The 25,051-nt window shown below is 49.0% G+C and carries 20 protein-coding genes; 5 read left to right on the top strand and 15 right to left on the bottom strand.

Annotation, left to right across the window (positions count from 1 at the left end):
- Nucleotides 1-11 precede the first annotated feature (11 nt).
- The 7 genes from A3CY_RS0100630 to A3CY_RS0100600 all read right to left on the bottom strand — a co-directional run bounded on the left by A3CY_RS0100630 (nucleotide 12) and on the right by A3CY_RS0100600 (nucleotide 8,024).
- A complete protein-coding gene (locus A3CY_RS0100630) occupies nucleotides 12-2,375 on the bottom strand; it encodes a S9 family peptidase (protein WP_018335944.1) in 2,364 nt (787 codons plus the stop codon).
- A 36-nt stretch (nucleotides 2,376-2,411) separates the two neighbouring features.
- The gene (locus A3CY_RS0100625) at nucleotides 2,412-2,924 is read right to left on the bottom strand and encodes a TlpA family protein disulfide reductase (protein ID WP_018335943.1); all 513 of its coding nucleotides are present in this window, start codon (nucleotides 2,922-2,924) and stop codon (nucleotides 2,412-2,414) included.
- Nucleotides 2,924-3,427, bottom strand: coding sequence for a TlpA family protein disulfide reductase (locus A3CY_RS0100620; protein WP_155828144.1), 504 nt, complete (start codon nucleotides 3,425-3,427; stop codon nucleotides 2,924-2,926). Before A3CY_RS0100620 ends, A3CY_RS0100625 begins: the two co-directional genes overlap by 1 nt.
- Before the next feature lie 29 nt (nucleotides 3,428-3,456).
- On the bottom strand, nucleotides 3,457-5,319 hold the full coding sequence (locus tag A3CY_RS0100615) for a TlpA family protein disulfide reductase (RefSeq protein WP_040371213.1): 1,863 nt from the start codon (nucleotides 5,317-5,319) through the stop codon (nucleotides 3,457-3,459).
- 35 nt (nucleotides 5,320-5,354) lie between these two features.
- Nucleotides 5,355-5,912, bottom strand: coding sequence for a hypothetical protein (locus A3CY_RS0100610; protein ID WP_018335940.1), 558 nt, complete (start codon nucleotides 5,910-5,912; stop codon nucleotides 5,355-5,357).
- A gap of 16 nt (nucleotides 5,913-5,928) precedes the next feature.
- Nucleotides 5,929-7,359 carry a hypothetical protein gene (locus A3CY_RS0100605; protein ID WP_018335939.1) on the bottom strand — a complete coding sequence of 477 codons (1,431 nt, stop codon included), beginning with the start codon at nucleotides 7,357-7,359 and terminating at the stop codon, nucleotides 5,929-5,931.
- Nucleotides 7,360-7,454: 95 nt separating this feature from the next.
- Nucleotides 7,455-8,024, bottom strand: a complete 570-nt coding sequence (locus A3CY_RS0100600; RefSeq protein ID WP_018335938.1) for an RNA polymerase sigma-70 factor — start codon at nucleotides 8,022-8,024, stop codon at nucleotides 7,455-7,457.
- A 237-nt stretch (nucleotides 8,025-8,261) separates the two neighbouring features.
- Between A3CY_RS0100600 and A3CY_RS0100595 the strand changes: the two genes are divergently transcribed.
- Nucleotides 8,262-8,852, top strand: a complete 591-nt coding sequence (locus tag A3CY_RS0100595; RefSeq protein ID WP_018335937.1) for a DUF4251 domain-containing protein — start codon at nucleotides 8,262-8,264, stop codon at nucleotides 8,850-8,852.
- 121 nt (nucleotides 8,853-8,973) lie between these two features.
- Here the strand turns inward: A3CY_RS0100595 and coaD are convergent, their stop codons facing one another.
- Nucleotides 8,974-9,447, bottom strand: a complete 474-nt coding sequence (gene coaD, locus A3CY_RS0100590) for a pantetheine-phosphate adenylyltransferase (protein WP_018335936.1) — start codon at nucleotides 9,445-9,447, stop codon at nucleotides 8,974-8,976.
- 206 nt (nucleotides 9,448-9,653) lie between these two features.
- On the opposite strand from coaD, the gene A3CY_RS0100585 reads away from it, so the two are divergent.
- The gene (locus A3CY_RS0100585; protein WP_018335935.1) at nucleotides 9,654-11,501 is read left to right on the top strand and encodes a biotin/lipoyl-containing protein; all 1,848 of its coding nucleotides are present in this window, start codon (nucleotides 9,654-9,656) and stop codon (nucleotides 11,499-11,501) included.
- Between the two features lie 127 nt (nucleotides 11,502-11,628).
- Entirely contained in the window at nucleotides 11,629-12,630 is a 1,002-nt protein-coding gene (locus A3CY_RS0100580) for a hypothetical protein (protein ID WP_018335934.1), read from the top strand.
- An 80-nt stretch (nucleotides 12,631-12,710) separates the two neighbouring features.
- Here the strand turns inward: A3CY_RS0100580 and A3CY_RS0100575 are convergent, their stop codons facing one another.
- From A3CY_RS0100575 to A3CY_RS0100555, 5 genes are all read right to left on the bottom strand, one after another.
- Nucleotides 12,711-13,220 (bottom strand): hypothetical protein, encoded by a 510-nt coding sequence (locus A3CY_RS0100575; RefSeq protein ID WP_018335933.1) that lies wholly within the window; start codon nucleotides 13,218-13,220, stop codon nucleotides 12,711-12,713.
- 32 nt (nucleotides 13,221-13,252) lie between these two features.
- Entirely contained in the window at nucleotides 13,253-13,960 is a 708-nt protein-coding gene (locus A3CY_RS0100570) for a hypothetical protein (RefSeq protein ID WP_018335932.1), read from the bottom strand.
- Between the two features lie 223 nt (nucleotides 13,961-14,183).
- Entirely contained in the window at nucleotides 14,184-14,597 is a 414-nt protein-coding gene (locus A3CY_RS0100565) for a hypothetical protein (protein WP_018335931.1), read from the bottom strand.
- 161 nt (nucleotides 14,598-14,758) lie between these two features.
- Complete coding sequence (locus A3CY_RS0100560) at nucleotides 14,759-16,243, bottom strand: RagB/SusD family nutrient uptake outer membrane protein (protein WP_205619905.1); 1,485 nt, start codon at nucleotides 16,241-16,243, stop codon at nucleotides 14,759-14,761.
- Nucleotides 16,244-16,255: 12 nt separating this feature from the next.
- Nucleotides 16,256-19,459, bottom strand: a complete 3,204-nt coding sequence (locus tag A3CY_RS0100555) for a SusC/RagA family TonB-linked outer membrane protein (RefSeq protein WP_018335929.1) — start codon at nucleotides 19,457-19,459, stop codon at nucleotides 16,256-16,258.
- A gap of 374 nt (nucleotides 19,460-19,833) precedes the next feature.
- On the opposite strand from A3CY_RS0100555, the gene A3CY_RS0100550 reads away from it, so the two are divergent.
- Nucleotides 19,834-20,994: a DUF4468 domain-containing protein gene (locus A3CY_RS0100550; protein WP_018335928.1), complete on the top strand. Its 1,161-nt coding sequence runs from the start codon at nucleotides 19,834-19,836 to the stop codon at nucleotides 20,992-20,994.
- A gap of 57 nt (nucleotides 20,995-21,051) precedes the next feature.
- Here A3CY_RS0100550 and A3CY_RS0100545 read toward each other — a convergent pair whose 3' ends face one another.
- Nucleotides 21,052-21,690, bottom strand: coding sequence for a SanA/YdcF family protein (locus tag A3CY_RS0100545; RefSeq protein WP_018335927.1), 639 nt, complete (start codon nucleotides 21,688-21,690; stop codon nucleotides 21,052-21,054).
- 201 nt (nucleotides 21,691-21,891) lie between these two features.
- On the opposite strand from A3CY_RS0100545, the gene A3CY_RS0100540 reads away from it, so the two are divergent.
- Nucleotides 21,892-23,052, top strand: coding sequence for a DUF6051 family protein (locus A3CY_RS0100540; protein ID WP_018335926.1), 1,161 nt, complete (start codon nucleotides 21,892-21,894; stop codon nucleotides 23,050-23,052).
- 69 nt (nucleotides 23,053-23,121) lie between these two features.
- On the opposite strand, the gene A3CY_RS0100535 is transcribed toward A3CY_RS0100540, so the two are convergent.
- A complete protein-coding gene (locus tag A3CY_RS0100535; RefSeq protein WP_018335925.1) occupies nucleotides 23,122-24,987 on the bottom strand; it encodes an SLC13 family permease in 1,866 nt (621 codons plus the stop codon).
- Nucleotides 24,988-25,051 lie beyond the last annotated feature (64 nt).

The raw sequence follows: 25,051 nt of genomic DNA, 5'->3' as shown, positions 1-25,051 counted from the left end.
TATACTATATCTTACTTTCTTAAATAATCATCCAACTCGATAAACTCCTCGCACGAATAATCCCCTAACAGGTATTTGGCAAAATGGAACCACATCTTCCGCTCGAAGAAATCCAAATGGGTGCCATTGTAAGCATGTTCCTGCCCCGGCAAAATCACCAGATCGAAATTCTTTCCCGCCAACAACAAAGCATTCGCCAGGCGAAGCGTGTGTGCCGGGTGCACGTTCCGGTCTACATCGCCAGTCACCAGCATCAAATGCCCTTTCAGGTTCTTCGCCAACTCGATGGTCGTGGGCACCTTGAATTCAAACTTCATCTTCTCGGTCACCGTGCTCGAATCCTTACCGGTTTTCATATTCTTTTCCCGCTTGGTCTCTTTCGCGGCCACCTCCTTGATCCCGTGGAACGTCTCGCCCCACCATTTGTTGTAGATCGTGTTATCATGATTCCCGGAAGCCGACACCGCCACCTTATAGAAATCAGGGTAAGTCAAGATAGCCGCCGCCGACATGAATCCTCCCCCGGAATGCCCGAATATTCCCACCCGGTCACGGTCTATAAAGGAATACGTGTCTGCCAATTGCTCGATGCCGTATTTATCGTCTGCCAAAGCGTAATCCCGCAAATTGCCGTACCCGAACGTGTGATACCATCTTTCCCGGAAAGGCACTCCGCCCCGGTGGCCGAACGTTACCACCACGAATCCCACTTGAGCCAACGGCATATTGAAATACCCGGTAAGATTAAACCTCCTCGGCACAGCATCGGCCTGTGGACCGGGATACACGTACGAAATAATCGGGTAGCTCTTCGTCGAATCGAAATCCACCGGCTTCCACATGTAACCGTACAAATCGGTCACCCCGTCAGCGGCCTTCACCTTGATCGGTTCCGGCATCTTCCACCCCGTCGCGTACAAACGGGACAAATCGGGAGAAGCCAACTCGCATATCAATTTCCCGTTATTATCTCTCACCACGCTGCGCGGCTCCAAATCCGGACGGGAATAATTGTCCACCAAATAACGAAACGACTCCGAGAAATAGACCTCGTGCATACCCTCTTCCGGGGTCAACATCACCACTTTCTCCTTGTCGATCGAAGCCTTATTCACCCGGGCACAATAAGGATTGCCTCCTTCTACCTGCCCGTAAGCCTCGAAATAAACCTCCCGGCGCACCGTGTCGGTCTTCAACACCCGGCTCGTTGTCCAATTGCCCGCGGTGATCGCGTTCAACAAACGCCCGTCACTGTCATAGTGATACAGATGCCCGTAACCGGTACGGTCCGACCACCAGATAATATCATTCCCTTCACGCAAAAATGAAACATGGAAATAGTCATCACTCAAATAAGGCCGGCTCACCTCATGAATGAGCACCTTCACCTCGCCCGTCTCCGGATCGATTTTACAAAATTCCATCTCCTCGCAAGTGCGCTTTTTCCGGGTGAAGAACACGTGCTTCGTCACGGTCGCGTACTTGACCGGCAGATAAAGCTGGTATTTCTGGCTATTCCACTTCTCCGTGGCAACCTTCACCGGTTTCTTCTCGTCCACGCGGAAGAAAAACACCTCCGGCTGGCTCCCGAAATCATCCCCCGGAACGGCAAACTCGTATTCATTCAACGTGGGACGCTTCCCCAAACTGTTCACCACGGCGAACTTCTGCGGCTTGTAATTCCGGTAATCCGTGCGTTCCGCGATAAAACTTTTTCCTCCGGCAAACCAGGTGACATTCCCCTTGGCAGGATTTTTCCCCTTGTCATGCACCGCAAACGAACACTCCTTCGCCCCGTCCGTCGTCAAGCGGGTCTCCACCGAGTCCGCCACGGAAAGCAAATAAAGGTCATGTTCCTTCACGTACACCACGTACGTGCTGTCCGGGGAATACGTCCCCACGTACGTTTTTTTCTTCGGCATGGACGCTGATACCTTCCGTGGTTCCTTGGGCATCGAATCCAGGCAAACCACCTTCCGGCTCTTCAGATCATACTTAAAAGCCTTATTCCCCCACTCGATGAAACAAACATCGTCATTACCCTCGAAAAACTTAAAAAACAATTTCAAATCCTTCGGATTTAACACGTCCCCCGTTGCTTTACTAATCTCTCCCGCCATGTATTCCCGATCGAACATTTCCCGGTGCGACTTCTTGCGGGGATCGACAATATAATAACGGCATCCCTCCGTCGTCGTGTAACGATACCAGAACTTATCTCCATGATTGATGAAAGTAGGCGATACTTGCAATGTGCCGACCAGCGCTTTCAAACTCTGCTCCGTGAACCGTTCCGCCAACTTGTAGTTGACCTTCTGTCCCATTCCCGAAAGGGCGAACAGACAAGGGATTATCCATAATAAATATCTATTCATCACATACAAAATTTACAATCCGCGTTCCGGTGAACACTACTTTCTGCTTTTCTTCTTTTTATACTTCTTCAATATCTTGGTGATAATCTCATCCGTCAGATCATTGGGGCTCCCCTCCCAGCGGACGATACCGCTCGGATCGACCAACAACGCCCAGGGAACAAACTTCAATTGCAAAGCATTATACGTCGTCCCTTCCTTATCCACCCCTTTATAATAATCGGCATGCGGTTCCTGGGGCAAACGAGCGTTACTTCGATTCACCCCGATAATCACCATCCGGTCTTTATACTTCGCGTGAAACCCGTTCAGCCTCGGCACCGCTTTCCAACAAGGCGGACAATGTGTCCCAAACACCTCGAACAGGATAAACTTCCCCGTGGTATCCGGAACTTCCGTCGACCACTCCCGCACCACCAACGGCGGCGCCGGCTGATTCAAGTAAGACTTCACGTACTTGTACACTTGATCTTTATTATCCTTTTTCTTCTGCGCGGAAACAGACACACCCAGGATCAAGGCAAATAATAGCAAAACAATCCTTCTCATCACTTCTTGTATTTTTTAATAATTTCTTTCAATACCTCTTCCGTCAAATTAGCCGGACTTCCTTCCCAACGCACGATTCCTTTCGGGTCAATCACCAGCGTGTAAGGCACGAATTTCAACCCCAATGCCTGCATGGTCGTCTTTTTCGTGTCCACGGCATTGAAAAACTCGATCTTCACTCGATCCGTCGTCCTCACCTTCTCCGCGGGGTCGGACCCCAAAGCGATAAAAGCCACCTCCTGCTTGAATTTCTTGCTCAATTCATTCATATGAGGCATATTCTTCACACAGGGATTGCAATTGATCTTCCACAATTCCAACACGATAAACTTCCCTGCCGTATCCGCCTTGGCTGACACCCACTCCTCCACGACCAATTTAGGAGCCTTTTTCCCGAGAAACGACTTCACCATTCCCTTTTCAAAATACCACTCCAACTTCTCCTGTCCCTTCACCCCAGCGACCAACATCACCGCAAATACAAACAATACAAACTTTTTCATATCCTAAATCTTAAATTATAAATCTTAAATCATAAATCCTCCACCGCCTCCCGCAACACCTTCCGCAACGTCTCGCATCCCATGAATCCCAACGACTCGTACCGTACCTTCCCGTCTTTCCCCACCAAAATATAATAAGGATTTCCCTGAATATTAAATTGCTTCACCAATGCTCGATCCTGCTTTTTCGGCAACCGGTAATGATCGCCCCCGATATTGGGAATCATCTGTTGCCACAACTCCTCCGGCGAAGCCTCATTCGTCAAAAACACGAAAGCCACACGGTCCTTGAACTCCTCCTCCACGGGATGCATCATCTTCATGGCCTTGATACAAGGCACACAAGCCGTACCCCAGCAATCGATAAACACCACCCGCCCCCGGTAATTCTTCAAAATTTCCTCGAACACCCGCTCGCCCGGTATATCTTTGGGCAACGTGCATATCCGGTAACCCGGTTTGGAAATATGCTTCTTCCACAAGGCAGGCCCCTCCGCGTATGCCGTCTCAAATGCCTTCACCACATCCGGATTGGACATCGTACGCGCCACGGTCATCTCCTGTTCCCGCAACGGCAAACGGAGAGCGATACGGTTCTGGCACGCCAATGCCTTGTAAGCATCTAATATATACCCCGTTCCAAAAACATCTTTCACGTCCTCTTCCGACTTGAACAACCGGAAAAAATTGTCTTTTCCCGGCCAATCCGCCAACATCAAATCATAATTATTCAAATCAATCCCCCCTAACCGCTCGAAACACCCCGACGTGACCCGTGGCAAACGCTCATCACCCATTCCCCATCCATACACGTTCACCATGCACGCCCGAACACGTTGAATTCGATTCACGCAAGCCAATTGGAGCTCCAAGCCGGCATAATAGCGGTACTCCTCGCTCAAGGAACGATCACTCGCCAATGCCTCCTGAGCCTCCCGGTACGCCTTCAAACAAAGATCAATATACTTATCGAAATCCACCGTGACATCCTTATCCCAGGACAAATCACCGGTATCCGCCTTTAAATCCAGGCGAGCCAACAACCGTTGATTCAAATCCATCCGATTACCCCGGAAATACCCCGCGGCGCGACGCTTCCCGTCCCGGAAATAAGTGCTGTACCGCAAATTAGCTTCCCGCAAGTCGATATACAACTCGGCATTCTCCCCCGGATCCACCACCACGCCGATATTCCGGACACCGCAATGCACCTGGAACAAGGTGGTCATATACTGGTTCACCTCCAACACCACCGAACCGTCCTCGCCCACCAGTATCTCCTCCATGCCCGGCATCAACCCGTCCCACGAAATCTTCAACAACTCGCCCATCTCCGGCTTGTAACCCAGTAAATGCACTTCCAACCGGGTTCGCCCGGAGCGGTACACCGGCTTCTCCCACGAGCGGGTATGGTCAAATTTATACTTTTTCAAATCTGCAGGCACCCGTTTCAACACGTCGGCTCGCTTCTTTTCCAACTGGATATCCAGAATTTCATAAGATCCCCCTTTTAGATTCTTGTAAAAAATCAAATCCACCGACTTCACGGATTTCGGCAAAGCGGGAAATACCAGATCGAAACACGGGTGAGCCGCATCCATTTTCACCTCACTGATAATATTCGAGGGCAACGTTATTCCCCGGCACTCCCGCAACGCGTAATGCTGTCCGTCCGCTTGCAAGTAAAGCCCGCTATTCACCTTCGTCAACCGTCCCCCGCAAGCCGAGGCATCCAAGGTCACCACCGTCTCCTCGGGACCCAACACCACCTTCCGGACCTCCACGTTATCCAACGTCCGCCATGTGAACAACGGCTTCTCGATAACACGAGTCTGCCCCATGCCGCTGAAACAGGATAGTAACAGCAGCACAATAAAAATACTTTTATTCATCATGCTAATTCTTTAACTCTATCTTCCCCAGGACTCTACCTTTTCTGGAATGTCGTCTTCATCTTCACGCCATCTTTTGCCGTCGACAACACCAGATCCCAATCCCACTCGCCGGGAACAAACTTTACCGGGGGAAACACCAGCGTCACCACGTCATGCTTGGCATCCCATGTCAACGCCGTCTTCGTGTTCACGGGCAACTTCCCTTCCTGCACGGATTTAATCTTATACGTCCGTTCCGGGCTTCCCGTCCGCAAATAAGCCGTCGTGTCAATCCCCCTCAGCTTTCCCTTGCAACCGCTCACATCCAGGCATACCATGCAAATCGAATCGTTGATCACGTACTTCAACACCTTCACTTGCTTATTCGTGGAAGAGACGTTCACCGGGGTAATATTCTGTGTCAAACGGAACTTCGGCTTTTGCCCCGAAGCCGCCACCGCTTGGAACAACTTCTGGAAATCTACATTTCCCTTTTTGACCGTATCCGTTGCAACCGATTTACACTCTCTTTCTGACAAACTCTTTCCGCTGTTCGCGTACAAACTTCCTCCGATAAACGCGAACACTACTAAAAACAAAATTCTATTCATCCCTTTTTATATTAAATTATTCTGTATAACGTTCTACAATATCCGGCACATTTACATTTATCGTAATAATATTTGTACGGTAACGTCGAATTTGGAAATACCAGCGGAAATTAGAGTCCCAATCTCCTTTCAACGACACGCCCGGTTGCGGGTAAGCCATTCCGCCCTTCCCGATAAACCGGAAACGGATTTCGGCTTTACAAATTTGCCATGTTTCAATGTATGGAGTGGAAGGATCGTCTACATTTGACAAAGTCGGATCGGTCGTCCCGGGAACATAGTCTACATTCCTCGGATTCATCTCGCTCCACAACAACAAAAAGGAAACTTTATACGTATTCTCACCCACCTTTTCAAATTCACTGCTATTCTTCAAATAAGCCATGGCATCCTCATCCGTCCGTTGGTTCGGGTCTTTATGCGCGACATCAGTTAAGCCTCTCCACGGGTCAAGATACATCACCGCCCCGATCAAATCATCCGAACTGCGGAATGTACACTCCACCAGCAAGGAATCCCGCCCGAAAATACCTTCTTCGGCATCCAGCCACGAGAACTTCACGTCGTCAATCTCCACGTCTTCCACGGGTATATATTCGTGTTGGTCGCTTATTTTATTAAACACTTGTATCTCATTCAACCAAAAGGCGTCGATCGGCGTCAAGGTAATCTTGTCCGGAACGTCATAATATCTGGTATAATTAAGCATGTTACTAACCACGTCGCCCACTCTTCCCCCGAGAGAAAAACGGGAATCCGTCACCAGACCATTATTGCCGGCAATCAAGAAGGAATACAGCTGCTCGTACATCACTTGGCCTAAACTCCTCAGATAAGCCGCACGTCCCCGGGCAGACTTCAAAAACTTGGAATCGAATTTTTCGGCATCACACCCGGCAAAAGTAATCGCGTGATCCGTCACTCCCTTCCCGCTCGGATCCAAGTACACCGTGTTGATAAACGACCCGGTATAGGTGGGCATATACACCAAAAAATGATTGCTCCGCTTTTCCGAAGGATTCGCCGTGAAATATTCCATCACCTCATTCGCCATCTCCCGCGCATCGGCAAGTTTCATCATGGCAGATTCCCGCTTGCTCTTGATATACGACATCTGGATATAATTCTTGTTCGAGTCGTTCACGACCAACCCGAACGTCTTGTCATATTTATAACGCGCCATATTGTCCTTGAAAAAGGCTTGCGTGTTCAAGGTAAGTCCGGACAAGCGCTTGTGCCACAAACTCAACGTGTCCATATCCGCCGGCACGTAATACACCACATTCAGACAATAATGATCTTCCGGGCTCGCGCTCCAGGTTTCACTCAAAGGTTTGTTTTCCTCCGCTTCCGACTTCGAAGAGGATACATTGTAAGCATCTACGGTACAAGCCGCGGCTAACACGGAAAACACAAAAGATAAACACCATTTTCTATTTTTCCTCATAATCCTATTGGTTTTGGTTATCCTATAAATTTGCCCCTACGACAGGAAAAAGAAAAAAATGGGTGACAAAAATCAATAAAAAATTACGAAAAAAATCAATTACCTCCTAAAACCAACAATAAAACAACAAGATAAGCCCCCTCGCTTAAATTAGACCGTAATGTAGCCAAAGCCCGGGAAAGCGCCGTCTTCACCGTGTTAACGGAAACGCCCAATTCTTCCGCCACCTCTTTATAGCGCTTGTCATCCAGAACGATAGCAGTAAAAATCTCCCGTGTACGGTCGGGCAAGCGGTCAATTTCACGGTAGATCTCCTCGACCCGGTCATTCCATTCCGCATCGTCCGGGGTTTCCGTGTCGGAAAACTCTAGCAGCGACTCCACCGGCTTCATGGTTATTCCCGCCCGAGACTCCAAAATATTCAGGCAACGATTCCGCACAGCCTGGTACAAATAAGAGCGCAAATAATGATCGATCATATCGAAACGCTTCCGTTCCCAAAACTTGATAAACACTTCCTGTACCACGTCCTCCGCCTCCTCCTGCCGCGGCAAAAATTTCAAGGCATGCATCACCAAGGGACGATAAAAATGCCGGAAAAGTAATTCCAGCCCATGTTTATCCCCCTGCTTCAAAAGCACCAATATTTTATCCGCTTCTTCCATGCAGCCCATCGATTTACGACCCCAAATCATCACCCCCGAAACCTATCCCTCATCAAGAATACAAAAATAGACTTTTTTCCTCTCTTTCCAACTTTAGAAATTATTTTTCCGCTTTAAAACACAGAAACCATAAATTATTAAACTTTTTTTCAACGAGAAATTAAACCCTCTCGCTCTTATTGTCGTATATGCCATAGAACAAGCTAAACTAATTAATAAAAACAAAAAAGAGACGCTATGAAAAAAGTTATTTTTTTATTGGCAATGACTACATTCCTTTTCAGTGACTTTGCCATGCAGGCACAAACCAAAAAAGAAACAAGGGAAAAGAGAAAAGCACACAGGGCATGTATGCGTATGCACCGGAAAATGGTACGTGAACAACAAAATATGATCGCTTATCAGGATGCCGTAAAAGCCCTCAAAAGCAACAGTTGGGTATTACAAGCCAACACCCTGTTCAACAATTTCGGGGGAGCAATACCTGTTACCAACAACACGAACTTCGTGGCCATGGACAACAACCAAGTATCCGTGCAACTGGCATTCAACGGGTTTAACCCCGGACCAAACGGGCTAGGCGGAATCACGTTGACCGGCTGGCCTTCCAGCATCAACCAGAGAGTGGATAAAAACGGCAACATCACCTACACGTTCAACGTCATGGGAGCCGCCCTTTTTGCCCAAGTAACCGTGCGTATGAGTTACGGCAGTAACTACGCTACCGCCACCGTAAGTTCCAACACGAACGGACGGGAATTAACCTTCTCGGGCAATCTGGTTCCATATAGCCAGTCGAATATATTCCAGAGCGGATTTAGTTTCTAGACAACTATATAAATACTCTCGTTTAATATTCAATTACTCAATTTCACACGTGAAGAGGGCGTTTCCGAACGCCCTCTTTAGCTTATATCCGATAATAACCCATCTAAATCAAAAGGTCTCCTTATTGTCGTAAATCCTCCGTTGTAACATGAGAAGGCAGAAATTTAGTCGCATCGCCACCATTCATAAACACATCCCGGACAATCGTCGAACTGATAAAAGTATGCTCGGGCGAGGTCAGCAAGAACATAGTCTCCACATTGGAATCCATCGCCTTGTTAATCTGTCCCACTGCCCGCTCGTACTCGAAATCGGCAGCCGTACGCAATCCCCGGATAATAAAACCGGCATGCTGTTGCTCACAGAAATCCACAGTCAAACCGGAATAACTCATCACGCTTACCTTATCCTCACCCTTGAATACCTTTTCGATAATTGCGATACGGGTATCGACATCCAAGAACTCTCGCTTTACAGCGTTAATACCCACGGCAACAATGATTTTATCAAAGATTTTCAACCCTCTTCTCACGATTTCCTCGTGACCGATAGTAAACGGATCAAAAGATCCCGGGAACACAGCAATTCTTTCCATGACGCATTTTTTATAATTCACTTGATGCTTTAAAATAAAACATCCGATCTCAAGTTACAAATTAAAATCATCTTTGTCAATTATCCAAAAATTTGTTAGTTTTTCTTCGTTTTTTCGAGAATTTTATTAGGAAAACTCCTTTCTTTTCAATAGATTTGAAGCATTAAAAATAGAATAAACACATAACAATTAAATTCTTATAAAACATGACACGAAAATTACTCATCAGAGATTTGACATTAAGAGACGGTCAACAATCTTCATTCGCTACCAGAATGAATCAAAATCAAGTGGACCGCGTGTTACCTTTCTATAAAGACGCTAAATTCTACGCGATGGAAGTATGGGGCGGTGCTGTACCCGACTCCGTGATGCGTTATTTGAACGAGAACCCGTGGGACCGTCTGGAAAAAATCAAAGCTGTTGTCGGTGATGTTTCCAAATTGACAGCCCTATCCAGAGGTCGTAACCTGTTCGGTTACGCTCCTTATACCGACGAGATTATCGAAGGATTCTGCAAGAACGCCATCGAATCCGGTCTAGGTATCATGCGTATTTTCGATGCTTTGAACGACGTGAACAACGTGAAATCCACCATCAAATACGTGAAAAAATACGGTGGCATGGCGGATTGCGCCGTTTGCTACACGATCGACCCCAAATACCCGAAGCTTAGCCTAATGGACAAGCTGAAAGGCAAAAAGAACCCGGAACCCGTGTTCACGAATGAATATTTCCTGAATAAGGCAAAAGAAATGGAAGCCCTCGGCGCTGACATGATTACCATCAAAGACATGAGTGGATTGATCAACCCGAGCCGCATTGCCGAATTACTTCCGCTTTTCAAGAAAAACCTGAAAATCCCGGTAGATTTCCATACCCACTGTACCCCCGGTTACGGTCTGGGCGCCGTGCTCAGCGCTATCGTGAACGGCGTGGACATCGTGGATACCAATATCTGGAACTTCGCGGGTGGTCCCGCGGCCCCGGCTATCGAGTTGATTTACATCTTCTGCAAGAAATTAGGCATCGAGATGGACGTTAACATGGAAGCTGTTGCCAAAATCAATAAAGAGCTGTACAACATCCGGAAAGAATTGGAAGCGTTCGACGCTGTTAAACAATTCCCGAATCCGTTCAACCCGCTCACGGACACGTTGCCGGCTAACATCGACAAATTGTTCGACGATGCCATCGCCGCCGCCAAGAGCAACAACGAAGAAGCCTTGTTGCAAGCTTGCCACGCCATCGAGGCTTACTTCAACTTCCCGAAACCGAACGAACTCGTGAAAAAAGCCGAAGTTCCCGGGGGTATGTACACCAACATGGTTGCCCAATTGAAACAACTGAACTCCATGGACATTCTCGAGGACGCCATGAAATTGATCCCCACCGTTCGTTTGGCGGCAGGTCTTCCTCCACTGGTAACCCCGACCAGCCAGATCGTGGGCGCCCAAGCCGTGAACTGCGCTTTGGATATCAAAAACAAAAAACAAATGTACTCCAACACCTCCAACCAATTCGTTGCCCTGGTAAAAGGAGAATACGGTAAAACTCCCGTGCCGGTTGATCCGGAATTCCGTCTGAAAATTGCCGGTACCCGCGAGGAAACCCCGTATGACACTTCTAAATACAAAATGCAGGAAAATCCTGTATTGACCGAATTCGGTGGCGTGAAATTAGCCGAGAACGAAAAAGAAGTTCTTTTGCTGGAACTCTTCCCCGCTGTTGCCAAGACCTTCCTGACGAAACAAAAAGAAGCCCGTTACCTGGCCACACACAAGGAAGGACAAACTCAACAGAAAGAAGATATTCAAAAAGACGAACCCATCACGGGAAAGGTTATCGAGGCTCCCATGCCGGGAAACATCTTCAAGATCCTGGTGAAACCGGGCGACATGGTGACCAAAGGACAGAACGTGCTTGTACTCGAAGCCATGAAGATGGAAAACAACATCACATCCGACTACAACGGTAAAGTAAAACGTATTCTTACCCAAGAAGGCAAATCAGTCAGTGCCGGGGCTAAATTAATCGAAATCGAAAAACTATAACCTTAACTTCCAAAATAGAAATAGGGGTTGTGTCAAAACACAACCCCTTATTTCATGATACCAATAATTATCGTTATTTTTGCCTCCCGATCACACGTATTGATAAACAATTTAAAACGGAACATTCATGAGAAAACTATTGTACGCGTTATGCCTGCTCGCTTTCGCCGCATGCAACGACGACGATGACGAGAAAGTCATCACCGATTTTGACAAACCGTACGGCAACCACACCCCCGCCGAACTCATCGAGCTCATCAATGGAAACATCCACTCGTGCGAGGAGTTATACAAGGAAATAAACGAACACATGAGGGAAACCGACACCAAGTTGCAAGACGTCATCGACCATTACGGGCTGGAAATGCCTATATACTCCTTGGCACGCTCCGCCGCCCCGGAAACAAGCGCAACGACGGGCTTCACCGGCGTGCGGTTGACTTGGAACAGGCAGAAGCAGGACTTCGACACCACGATCGACGCCAACGGGTTCATGACCGCACTGCTCCCCTCGTCCGTCACCGACGACTCGAGGAATGACCTGGAATTCGTTTTTGCGGTCGACCACTCTTCCGGGCTGTACGTGTCACAAAAGACATTCAAGGACGGGCAACTCCTGTGCGCGCTCACGCGTCAAGAAACGAACTCGGGGAAAACAACCGGCATGACGGGAGAATATCCCCCTTATTACATGCACATCGAGCACACGATATCCTCTAGCGACATCGTTTCCAGGGCCCGATACACCATCAACGAGATAAACTACAGCAAAGAAGGGGGAAGCTCCTACTTGTTCCGGCTGGACTCCACGGAGAACGACGCCAACATCACGATGGAATACAACAACGTCCGCCTCCGCTCGAAGTTTCTCCAGTTCAATAACATCGTCTCGTTACTGAATAACGTGCTTGGCCAGGACGACGAGCGCACCCTAGACATGTGCGACGAGCTCTTCCAGGCAAACATGCGCCAAAACGTGGTCGTGTTCACCGACCGCGACGAGAAAATCGGCGAGTGGCGAATGATAATCCGGAGAAGCGGAGACAAATCCGATAACTGGATATGCACGTTCAAGGACGGCACGGAGCACAAGTTTCCCTTCCTCCTCCCAAACAGCAGGTTCGATTAACAAGTTCAACGAAATTTATAACGTAAATAGGGTGTGGTATCAAAAACACACCCTATTCACTTTTCAACAATTTACAAGCTTTATAACTCTAGCGCCACGCCAAGGTACTTCTGGCTGAACTTGCCGTAGAGTTCCACAATCTCCGGGTCACGTGACAAACCCGAGTTCAAGCCCGCCAGCGCGTAAAGGCGGGAATACTCCAGTATCTTAGCGGACATAGTTTCCGTCGCCGTACTCCCCAGGAATTTCTCCGCCGCCTTGTCGATCAGGTCGTAAGCCTCCGGCTGGCGCGCAATAGCCTCAAAACACTCGGAGAGGCATCGCCCGCGGGCGATCCCCCGCTCCTCCTCCGCCTTGTCGTCCAAGGGAAGAAGCGCCGTGATGTCATCGTATTGTGCCAGCTTGGCGGTAGCAATCATCAAACTCCCGGACATCTCCGGCTGGCGGCTCAAGGACTGGTACAGGGAACTCGTCGAGAGGATTTGTTCCGCCTTCCGGTCGGGTACCGGCACCTCGTCGTTGTCGTCGTCCGAGCAAGACACAAAAAACGCGAAAAAAGCAATGAATAAAATACTACAAATTCGTTTCATAATCACATAAATTTAAACTGACGCGAAGATAATTATTCCTGGTGAATAACAGCAACGTTGTCCAACCGTATCTCAAAATGCGTGCTCCGGGAAAAAGCCTTCCGGTCCGGGGCGGCAAAGAAGCAATAGACTTGCAGCGTCGCTATGCCTTTCTGGCGAGCTAAGTCGGCAAAATCCTCCGCCACGGTGAAGCCGCCGCATCCCCCGTCCCTCGTTCCCTCCACGTCAATCGCCCAATCTTGGTAAAAGCCGAAAAAATCTTCTCGCGGGTGATCCAACAGAAGGATTACCTGTAACTCGCTTGTCCCCGCTCTCGCCCCGGGACCGTCTTCCGCCACCCAGGTTACCTCGTACCGTAGTCCCTGCCCCGTGTAGTTTACCGCCATCCCCGCGGGATTGCATAACGTTCCTTCTGTCAGCACCAGCTGGGAATAGCTCCTGATTTGCCGCCGCTCGTCGAATATTCCCTTGTTTACCCGCGCGAAATAATTGTTCGCCATCTTCCCGTGCGGGGCTCCCGCTAATTTCCACACCTCCCACTTCATGATCCTTCGCACAGCCGAATACAACATATTCATGCACGTCACGGAACTCATGCATACCTCCTGCGCCTGGCTGCTTTTCTTTCGCGGTCCCGGTCCCCGCCGCAGGATGACTTGCCCCATACGGGTATACGCGAACAGGTTGCGTCCCACACGTCCCGACATTTCATTGAAAAGATCGCTTTTTATGATTGCCATCGTTTTATCGTTTAAAGGTTATTACTCATTCTTCCCGCTCACTTCCCTAATCCTTCCCCCACTCTTCCCTATCTCAAAAGTAGGAAAAATTCCATTATACAACAAGTATTAAACGCATTATTTCGTTTTTCAATCGAATAACAATCGAATAACAACCGTTCAAAAGATAGGTAAAAGTTGGAGAAGAGTAGGAGAAGACACGGGGAAACACACAGGATTCTAGCTAATACCTGGGAAAACCTATTTCCTCGCCGTCCTCGGCAATATACTCGTCCAATTCTTGGCAATCGGTGTCCTCGTCTTCTTCAAATTGCATGGAGAGATTGTTCACGCGCGCGAACTGGTGGCAACTTTTAAAATCGGCATAGCGTTCGTCGACCTCTTCCTGAAATAACTTCACCCGCTCTTCCGCGGACAAACTATCCAACTCGTCCTCCTGCTCTTGTAAAATATCCAGTATAAACTCAGCCGCCCAACTACCCAACTCCCGTTCCAGCGTCCAATCGGGCTCAATGCCATCCAAGATTTGGAAAATCTCGTGTAAATAGGGAGTATCCCCCCAATCCTCGTACAATTGAATCACGTCGCCGTCTTCCCCGTATTCTTCTTTTAGCCTTTCAAGCACCTCTACATTCATAGTTACATCTTTTTTCAGTTATTTCAAAGTGCTAAAATATGAAAATCGGTCGAAAATTCAAAAAGAACTTCCGACCGATTCGTTCGTAAAGTCAATACTGTCCGAAGGACACCCGGGACTTTACAAACCTTCGACCCAGCGGGCTAAGGCATTAGCCCGCATTACAACGGCCATCCCGGATTAGGTTCCACCAGCGGTTCAAGGCTCAGAACGGTGTTAGGAATAGGGAAATAGAGCAAATCCGGGTCATCGCGTCCCACGAGCGAGGGCACCAGCTCGAATGCTTTGTCGAAGCGCACCAGATCCCACCAACGCTTGCACTCGAACGCGAATTCCAGCAATCTTTCCTGCAATATGGCAACGTCGTTTTCCTCGGGGCTGCCGTTCACGAACTCGTGATTCCCGTAGTCTTCCCCGTAAGCACGTTCCCGTATCTCTTTCATTTCATCCGTCGGGTCTTGTTTCAACCCGTTTTTCGCTTCCGCCTTCATCAACAACACGTCGGCATAACGATAGAGAATAATGTCGTCCACGAAATAACGTACCCCCGAAACAACCGTACCTCGTCCCTTCATAGCCATCGTCCCGTAATACGTGCGTTGTCCTTCTATATTCTTGTATATTTCCAAGAAAGTAACATCTTTCCGGCTATCCCCCGGGGCGTATTGCTCCCGCAAGTGCTTGGATGGCGACTGTTCCATCAGCCCGCCCCCGGCACCGATTGTCGCCAGTATATCCGGTTCAATATCGGGAGAAACGGTAGCTGGCGAAATATGCATCATGTCGAAATAGTTATTATCCGCCTCGTTCAGCTTGTAACTCACGGCCATCAATATCTCGTCGTTCCCTTTGTTCTCGTAAGCGAACACGTCTTTAAACTCGGGCAACAGGCGAATCCCCGCGATCTTCTGCACTTCCTCGCAAGCCGCCAGAACCTCGCGGAAATCTGTATCACCCCCGTTTTTCCTGCGAGCCGTCCAAAGGTAAACATCCGCCTTCAAGGCGTAAGCCGATGCTTTCGACCAATGGTTTCTTCCCTTCTCGAAATCCGTGGAGGGGAATAACTTCAAGGCATCCTCGATATCGTCCTTGATAAACGTGAACAACTCTTCCTCGGTGGCTCTCGCTTTTTGCACTTTCGAGGCATCGTATCCCTCCATTGCCTCCGTCCGCAGGGGAACCCCGCCCCATATCTTCACCATCGTGAAATAAACGTACGCCCGCATGGCATGGGCTTGTGCCAGAATCAAGTTACGCTTGGACTCATCCGTGAAAGGAATTTCCGGCACCTTCGTCAAGATCAGGTTCGCGGCGTTCACCGTGGCATAGAATTTCTCCCACGTCGGACCGAAACTGGCACTCAAGTCGTTATCCCGGTATTTCTTGTAATTATCGCCCACGATAGCCTCCGATTCCAGCGTTTCGCTTCGCATCTCCCCCCAGATAAAAAGATTATCCGTGGTATTATCCCGCAGGTACACGTACATTCCTGCCAATCCGCCTTCCGCATCCGCCTCGGTCTTCCAGAAGGAATCCGCCGTGATAACGCTCGTGGGATCGACGTCCAGTATGTCGCAAGCCCCCATCGTGAGTCCCATACCCATTACCAGGGCTACCAAATAGTTATGTCTTTTCAATTTACACATGGCTCGATTCGTTTAAAATGTGATAGAGATTCCTGTAATGATATTTCTCGGGATAGGATAACGTCCTTTGTCCTCTCCGCCTTCTTCCGGGTTCAATCCGGAGTAATTCGTGAAATAGTGCAAGTTATTTCCCGTCACGTGCGCGCGCACCCCGGCAAGCCCCACTTTCCGCAACCACCGCCTGGGGAACTCGTAACTCAAGGAAACCTCCCGCAAGCAAAGGAAATCACCCTTTTCCACGTAAATATTCACTCTCTCCGGCAGACAGTACGAATTGTTCCAGATATAGCAAGGCATGGAAGCGTCGTCGCCCTGTTCTTTCCACGAATTCACCGCCATATTCTTCGTGAGGTTACCGTCACCCTGTAAGTTACTGTTCATGAAACGGGCGGCGTAATTGTATATCTTGTGCCCCAGCGTGTAATCGAAACGGAAAGAGAAAGTAAACCGGCGGAACGAGAGTTTGCTTGAAAAACCTCCCGTCCACTTGGGATAATAATTCCCGAGATACACTTTGTCTTTGGAATCGATCTGCCCGTCCCCGTCGACATCCCGCAATATGGAATAACCGCCGTACTTGGTCTTATCGTTACCCGGGATCAAGGTATTCACGGTCGGGTCGGCTTGTGCCTCCTCGTCGGTAGCGTAAATGCCGTCGATCACGTGACCGTATATATCCCCCACGCACCCGCCTTCCTGCGTGCCGCCCATCCAGGCGTATTCACCCCGGGAAGGCACCCACACGTATTCCCCACCGATGCGGTTATTCTCTACCCCGTTTTCCGGCAATTTCAATATCTTGTGCTTTGTCTTCGTCACCGTGGCAGCCATAGTCCATTGCACGGCACTCCACCCCGGGAGAATATTAGCGTTCACTTCCAACTCGAGCCCCTTATTCTCCAAACGTCCCAAATTGGTATAAATATTAGGGAATCCGGTGGAAGGAGGCAAAGAAAGTTGGGTAATCAGGTTATCCGTTACACGGCGGTAGTAATCGATCAGGATACCCACGCGTTGGTTGAACAAACCGATATCCGCACCAATATCCAATGTCTTGGATTGCTCCCATTTCAATTCCGAGTTCGGGATCACGGTGTTCTGTATTGCCGAGGTGCCGTCATAGATTTTACCCACGGCATAGGTGCCCCGGGCTTGAAAATCTTCCAACCCGCTGATATTTCCAGTCACCCCGTAGCTACCTCTCAATTTCAGCTGGAAAGCACTCAATGGCTCCCAGAACTTCTCGTTGTGCACGTTCCAACCCACAGATACCCCCGGGAAGAATCCCCATTTATGGTCTTCACCCAGGTTGGAAGCCCCGTCGAAACGGGCGCTCAGCGAGATTAAGTACCGATCTTTGTAATCGTAATTCACGCGACCGAAAAATCCGGCTATCACTTGCGTGCTTTCATCCCCTTTCACGCTTTTTGCCGAGGCGGAAGCGTTCAACGTGGGGATCAGGTCGGTTGCCGCACCCTGTCCCACGGCGTTCAGCGTCGACTTTTCCCTGCCAAAATAAGAGAACCCGGCTTTCACGTCCACGTTATGCGTTTCGGCAAACAGCTTGTTATACCCCAACACCAAATCCATCTGTCCCTGCAACGTCTTCGTGAAAAAACCTTTCGCCTCCCGCGTATCGTTGAAAGTCATCGAACCGTTCCAGTAGGAAGGGATGAAGGAATAACCGTCCGTCGTGTACTTGTACATAGATAATTGCGGGGTAAACCTGAATCCCGGCAGGAACTCCCAGTCGGCTGCAATCGAGAGAGCCAGGTTATCCTTGCTGTTCTTCGCTTTATCGTTATTCAGGTGGTAGACGGGATTACCGATACTTCGATTCTGCCCGGGCGCCAGCGTACCGTCCTCGTACGTGTATTTCGCCGTGGGAGGAAGGGATGCCGCCCGGTAGAAAATATCAGCCAGCGCGTACACCTCGTTGTTGCTCGACGTGGTGTACATCACCCGTCCCAACACGTTCAGGTTATCCCGCAATTTTAGACTACCGTTCAAACTGAACGTAAGACGGCGGTATTTTGTCGTGATTACCGTACCTTCGCTATCCATGTACCCGAGCCCGGCATAGAACGAGGCTTTATCGTTCCCTCCCGACACGGTCAGGTTATGGGAATAGGTGTAAGCCGTCCGGTAGATCAAATCCTGGTAATCCGTATCCTTGAAAATAATCGTCTTGGAAGGATCGATCGGGTCGGGCATACTCTCCCACCCCTCATTCAGCTTGTGCTTATTCGCGTCCGTCAGGTATTGCGTCGTGTAAGCCGTGTTGTTCGTCAGGTCGTTTCCCGTCCCGAAACCGAGAGCCGCCCCGAGCCGCCCCATCGCGCTGGCATTGTAGCGGGAAGCATACTGCATACTTTTCCGGTTCAACTCGATATACTCCCGCCCGGAAGCCAAATCGTACTTTTCCCCCGGCTCGGACACCGTCAGCCCGAACGAGTAATTCGCCTGTATCTTTCCCGGCTTCCCGCTTTTCGCGGTCACGATAACCACCCCGTTGGAAGCCCTTGCCCCGTAGATCGCCGTGGAAGCGGCATCCTTCAACACTTGAAGCGACTCAATGTCATTGCTGTTCAAGTCGGCAAGGTCGGTACGGATAATCCCGTCCACGATATAAATCGGCGTCGCGCCGTTCATGTTATTAATGGAAGTACCCCCGCGAACAATCACCCGCGGCGCCGCCCCCGGTTGCCCGGAAATACTCTGCACCTGCACCCCGGAAACATTTCCTTGCATGGCTGACGCGAGATTCGTGTAGGGCACGTTCTCCAATGCCGCCAGCGGCAACTTCGTGATGGCGGAAGTTACCTTCTCGCGTGCCTGCGTTCCGAAACCCACCACTACCACCTCGTCCATCCGGATGCGGACGGGGCGCAAGGTCACGTTCAACGTTTTCTGTGACTTCGACAACTTGAAGGTTCTGGATTCATATCCCAGGAAACTAAATTCAAGGATACTGTCTTGTGGCATTAAATTCAAGGTATAATTGCCATCCTCTCCGGTAGCACTTCCTCTTGTCGTTCCTTTTATCAAAATAAGAACTCCCGCCATAGGCTCCCTATTCTCATCGAGAACCCTGCCTTTTATGGAACGTCGCAATTCTTTCGCTTCACCCTCTTGCGCGGATAAAGTGAAAGGCAATGCCGATAAAAGAAAGATCCATAAAAACGAATTGGCTAATGTAGATTTCACTTTTTTCATACAATTTTTTATAATCTATTTTCTATAACCTTACTCGAGTATCGCTCAAAGATTGTACCGTGAATAACAGGAAGAATACAACGAACTTGACTTCAATAATATATAAAATAAAGAATCCGCGGGAAGATGTGGAATCTCCCCGCAACTTGTGGAAAAACACCTCTATTTCCCCACGTACCAAAAAATATGCCCGAAACCGTCTATAATCGTAAATCGTAAATCATAAATCTTAAATTACAAATTCTATTGGCTGAATACAAAATATTTCTTTAACTTTGAGTGCAGCTTCTATTGTTTCGCCCGGTCTGACGGGGCGGCAATAAAGTGGTGTAGGGCATTACCCGTACTGAAATATTTATTAAAACAGACATACTATGATGAAACGTCTTTTATTTATTCTCTGCCTCCTTCCGGCATTCGCGTTCGCGCAGGAAGAAACTGACATCAAATACATGGCAGGAGCCGTTCCGGTAGTGAATGGCAAAGTGTTGTTCAAAAAAGAAATCAAAGCCCCCAACCTATCCAAAGACCAAATCTTTGACGCCGTGCAAGCATGGGCGAACACTCGGTTCAAAACCGACAAGGGCAACTGGGGACAAGTAGCGTACTCGAACAAGGAAGAAGGGCAAATCGCCTGCTACGGCAGCGAACACATGGTATTCGCAGACAAGACCTTCTCCCTCGACCGGGCAAAAGTGAACTACCGGGTGAACTTCATCTGCACCCCCGGCAAATGTGACATGGAAATCACGAACATCCATTATATCTACCCGGAAGACAGCAAAGACCGCCTTCCCGCCGAAGATTGGATCACCGACGAGCAAGCCATGAACAAAGACCAGACGAAACTAATCAAGCGAATCGCCAAATTCCGCATCAAAACCGTGGATATGGTCGAGAACCTATTCGAAGGCGCGGAAAAGAGCCTCGGCGTACAACCCTCGGCAACCCAAGCGATAGCCGCAGCCCCGGTAGTGGCCCCTCCGGCACAAACCGTGGAAAACATTGCCGCCACGTCGGGCGACGCCCTGCAAGGATACAAACGGATAGCCCCGGACAAAATCCCCGGCAACATTATCAAAATGCTCTCCGAGGACTGGATGCTCATCACCGGAGGCAACGGCGAGAAATACAATCCCATGACAGCAAGCTGGGGCGGCTTGGGATACCTGTACAACAAACCCGTGGCTTTCTGTTTCATCTCCCCCGCCCGCTATACCTACGACCTCATGGATAACGGCGAAACCTACACGCTCACTTTCTACACGGAAACCTACCGGGAAGCGTTGAACTATTGCGGTCACAACTCCGGCAAAGACGCCGACAAAGTGAAAGGAGCCGGGTTGACCACCATCACCACCCCTTCCGGAAGCAAGGCGTTCTCAGAAGCATGGATGATTATCGAGTGTCGCAAAATGATCTCCCAAACCATCAACATCGACGGCATCTCCGACCCGCAACTCAAAAAACAATGGGCGGGCAAAGCCATGCACAAGATGTTCATCGGGGAAATCCTCAACGTGTGGGTCAAATAAACAATTGAAAATGAAAGGAGGTGTGTCAAGACACACCTCCTTTCATTTTATTCTTTTTCACTCCGGAATCTCTATTTTCTCACCTAAATGGCGGGGTTGTTTGCTGGTGAAGAAATCAACGTACACTTTTACCCGAGCCAACAATTCGCGTAGTTGGGTTTTAAAGCCTTGTTGAATATCGACGTCCTTGGCATTGTAGCCAATGGCATGAATCCCGTAATGCCGGGCGAGAAAGATGGCCCGCTCGTTATGGAATTGCTGGGAAATTACCGTCACGCTATCCTGCCCGAATATCTCCTTGGAACGCACCACGGAATCCAGCGTGCGCAACCCGGCGAAGTCGAGCACGAGTGCCTCTTTCGGCACGCCCCTTTTCAGCAAGGAATCTTTCATTGCCTGCGGCTCATTGTAATTATGGCGACGATTGTCACCGCTAATCAGGATATATTTCACTTTGCCCGCCTCGTACAGAGCTGCCGCAGCAGCAATACGGTTGTCAAAATAAGGATTGCTCCTCCCGCTTCTGACACGGGGCGAAGTACCGAACAACAATCCGACTTTGTTGTACGGGATTAGCGTCGTGTCACGGAAAATCCGACCTTTGGCATAACCGGTAATCCGGTAATTGCAAAAAAGAATCCCCAGGCAACAAAGCAAAAGAGGCAACACGAACGCGTACACGAAAATACGCTTCACAACCTTTAATCTTCTTGGTGAACGTGATTTCCGCCTCTCACTTCTATTCGAAACCGTTATGTCTTTTCTCCCCACGGCTTTATAATTTTAACTTTTTCTCCACAAAAGTACATTTTTTTGCCAACAATTTTACCCTTTACACGTAAATTTCATTACAAGGACCCCATATTCGTCCTTGTTTTAAAATATAATCGTAACACCATGGAAATCAACACTAGGAATAAACAATTAAAAGCTATTTTCTCTTATGAAAGGAAGATAGAAATAGAGGACAGACCTCTAGAAATCCGCCCGTATCACTTCACCCAGAACATCGGGGTAAAGGAGATCGAACAATACCAGCAATTAATCCCGACGAGCGAATTCTGTTCCGTCCCGGACAACAATATCCAAGAGAACAAAAGTTTTCCCTACACTATTTTTACCCCGAAAGGAGCCCGAAAGATGAATCAGGCGATCCTGCTCTTGCATGGGCTGAACGAGCGAAATTGGGATAAATACCTGACGTGGGCAGAATACCTGGCGCTTGCCACAGGCAAAGCTGTAATTCTATTCCCAATTGCATTCCACATGAATCGTACCCCGAGCAACTGGTACAACCCGCGGGCATTGATGCCCTGGGTGGCACGGCGGAAGCAAGAAGTGAAATACCTAGATAATTCCACCTTTGTCAATGTGGCATTAAGTTACCGACTTTCGGCTACACCCCTCCGCTTCTTTATTTCCGGCAAGGAATCCATGTTTAACCTGTGGCAACTACTCTCGGAGATTAAAACCGGGCAGCATCCCTTGTTCAAAAGGGATACCTCGGTAAACATCTTTGCTTACTCTATCGGGGCTTTTCTCGCACAAATACTGATGATAGCGAACCCCGACGGGCTACTGGACGCAAGCCGCCTGTTCCTGTTTTGCGGGGGCTCGATATTCAGCCAAATGGACGGCAGCGCACGGGACATCATGGATTACGAGGCATATCGACGGGTGAAAAACTATTTCATGAACGATTTCCTGAAGCAGGACGAAGAACATCGTATGCTTCCCGTCCTATACGAAGAAGACTTCATGGAAAAAGCCTTCAAAGCGATGATACGCCCTGAAATCATGCAAGATTACCGGGAAACCTTCTTTGAACGGGCACAAGACCGCCTGCGGATCATCAGCTTGAAAAAAGATTCGGTCATGCCAACCTGCGGCGTCGTGGAAGCCCTAGGCTCCCGCAGCGCCGGGAAGATTCTGGAAGAACTGGACTTCCCGTATGAATACTCGCACCAGAATCCGTTCCCGACGAACACGGGCGCAACCCCGGAATTGCTATATGCCGCCTTCGAGAGCATATTCAACCGGGGGGCGAATTTCCTGTAAGGATTTTTTCAGCCCCCTTTTTATAGAGAAAATGTCAGCTACGCTGACAGAGGAGTTCATTTTCAATTATTAAAACGGGAACAACAGCGGTAACACGAGTACCATCACCACGCCCATGATGACCTGCAAGGGCAGACCCACTTTCACGTAATCCATGAACGTGTATTTTCCAGCTGACATTACCAGTGCGTTAGGCGGCGTGGAGAAAGGCGAAGCGAAACACATACTCGCAGCAACCGTCACGGCAAACAGGAACGGGTAAGGGCTTACCCCCGTGCTTACCGCAGCTTGCAATGCGATCGGGGCTAAAAGTACCGCCGTCGCCGTGTTGCTGATAAACATGGTCATCAGCGACGTGGTAAAATAAATACCTGCTAACAGGACCACGGGACCGAAGCTCCCTAAATAACTTACCAGTCCGGAGGAAATCAGAGAAGAAGCTCCCGTCTTTTCCAGAGCCAACGACATCGGGAGCATGGCGGCAATCAACACGATACTCTCCCAGTTGATTGTCTTGTACGCATCCTCCACGTTCCGCAGGCACCCCGTCAGTACCATCAATAATGCCGCCACGATCACCGCTGCCACGGGAGGAATCGGGATAAAATCGAAAACCATCGCCACGATCATCAACAACATAATCACCGCCGCAACAGGAGCCTTGTGATCGAGGGTAACTTTAGCCGCTTCAGCCAACGGCTGACCGACCACAACCCACTCGGACTGCATCTCGTTCAGACGGGCAATATCCTGCCATGTGCCCTGTACCAGGATGGCATCCCCGGAATGCATCTTCTCGTCCTTCAGATCTTGTAATATGTACCTTCCGCCCCGTTGTATTCCCAGGACGTTGACACTATACTTCTCCCGGAAACCGGAATCCTTCACGGCACGGTTGATCAACTGCGAATTCGGCATCAATAACACCTCGGCAATCCCGATTTCCCCGAAGTTAACATCCCGTTTGGTGTGCTTATCAGAGATTTCGACGGTATGCGCATCCAGCAAATCCAACCCGTTCTCGCCCACCAACAATTCTACCCGCGCGAACTGTCCCAACACGTAAAGAACGTCACCTTCCTGCAATGCCGTATTCGGACCTGCCAATCGCTGGTCGATCGTCTTCATAAAAGGATTCTGGGTATTCGATTCCCGGCGGATTTCCAAGATTGTCAAGTTATACTTCCCCGTTATATTCAATTCCGACAGCGTCTTCCCGCAGAATGCCGAACTTTTCTTCACCCCCACCCGGAACAGGTTCTGTGCAATCTGATACTCGTAAGCCAAGTCCTTCACCGACTTGTTTTTTACTTTCTTCTCCACCTTTTTATTATCCTTCTTCACCAAAAAAATCCGGCTCAACGGGATCAACACCACGATACCCACGAGCACGCAAATAATACCCACGGGCGTGAACGAAAAGAACGACAACCCCTCGTATCCAGCTCCCACCAGAACATTCTGAATCACCAAGTTCGGCGGGGTACCGATCAGAGTTGCCATACCTCCCATGCTACTGGCAAAAGCCAAAGGCATCAGAAAACGGCTCGGGCTGACCTTCGCACTCACCGCCATACTCACCACGATGGGAAGCATCAACGCTACCGTCCCTGTATTGCTCACGAAAGCTCCGATAGCCGAGGTCACCAGCATAATCAGAATGAACAACTTCAACTCGCTCTCTCCCGCGAGTTTCAATATTTTGCTACTAATCATTTTAGCCAATCCCGTCTGAAATATCGCTCCCCCGACAACAAACAACCCGATCATCATAATCACGATCGAATTGGAAAAACCGGAAAGCGCTTCTTCCGGGGTCAACACGTTAAATAAAATCAAAAGGACTAAAGCACAAAGGGCGACGACATCAGACCGGATTTTACCATTCACAAAAAAGAAAGCCGATAAAGCTAAAATAATCAGGGTTACAGCCATATACTATTATATTTGCAGCATTATGTTTCTAAATCTCACCTTAAACCTCACAAAATTAAAATTT

It is taken from the genome of Butyricimonas synergistica DSM 23225 (genome assembly GCF_000379665.1).
In the GTDB taxonomy this organism is placed as follows: Bacteria; Bacteroidota; Bacteroidia; order Bacteroidales; family Marinifilaceae; genus Butyricimonas; species Butyricimonas synergistica.
The sequence above is the reverse complement of the archived record's forward strand: the minus strand, read 5'-3'. Positions and strand labels throughout refer to the sequence as shown.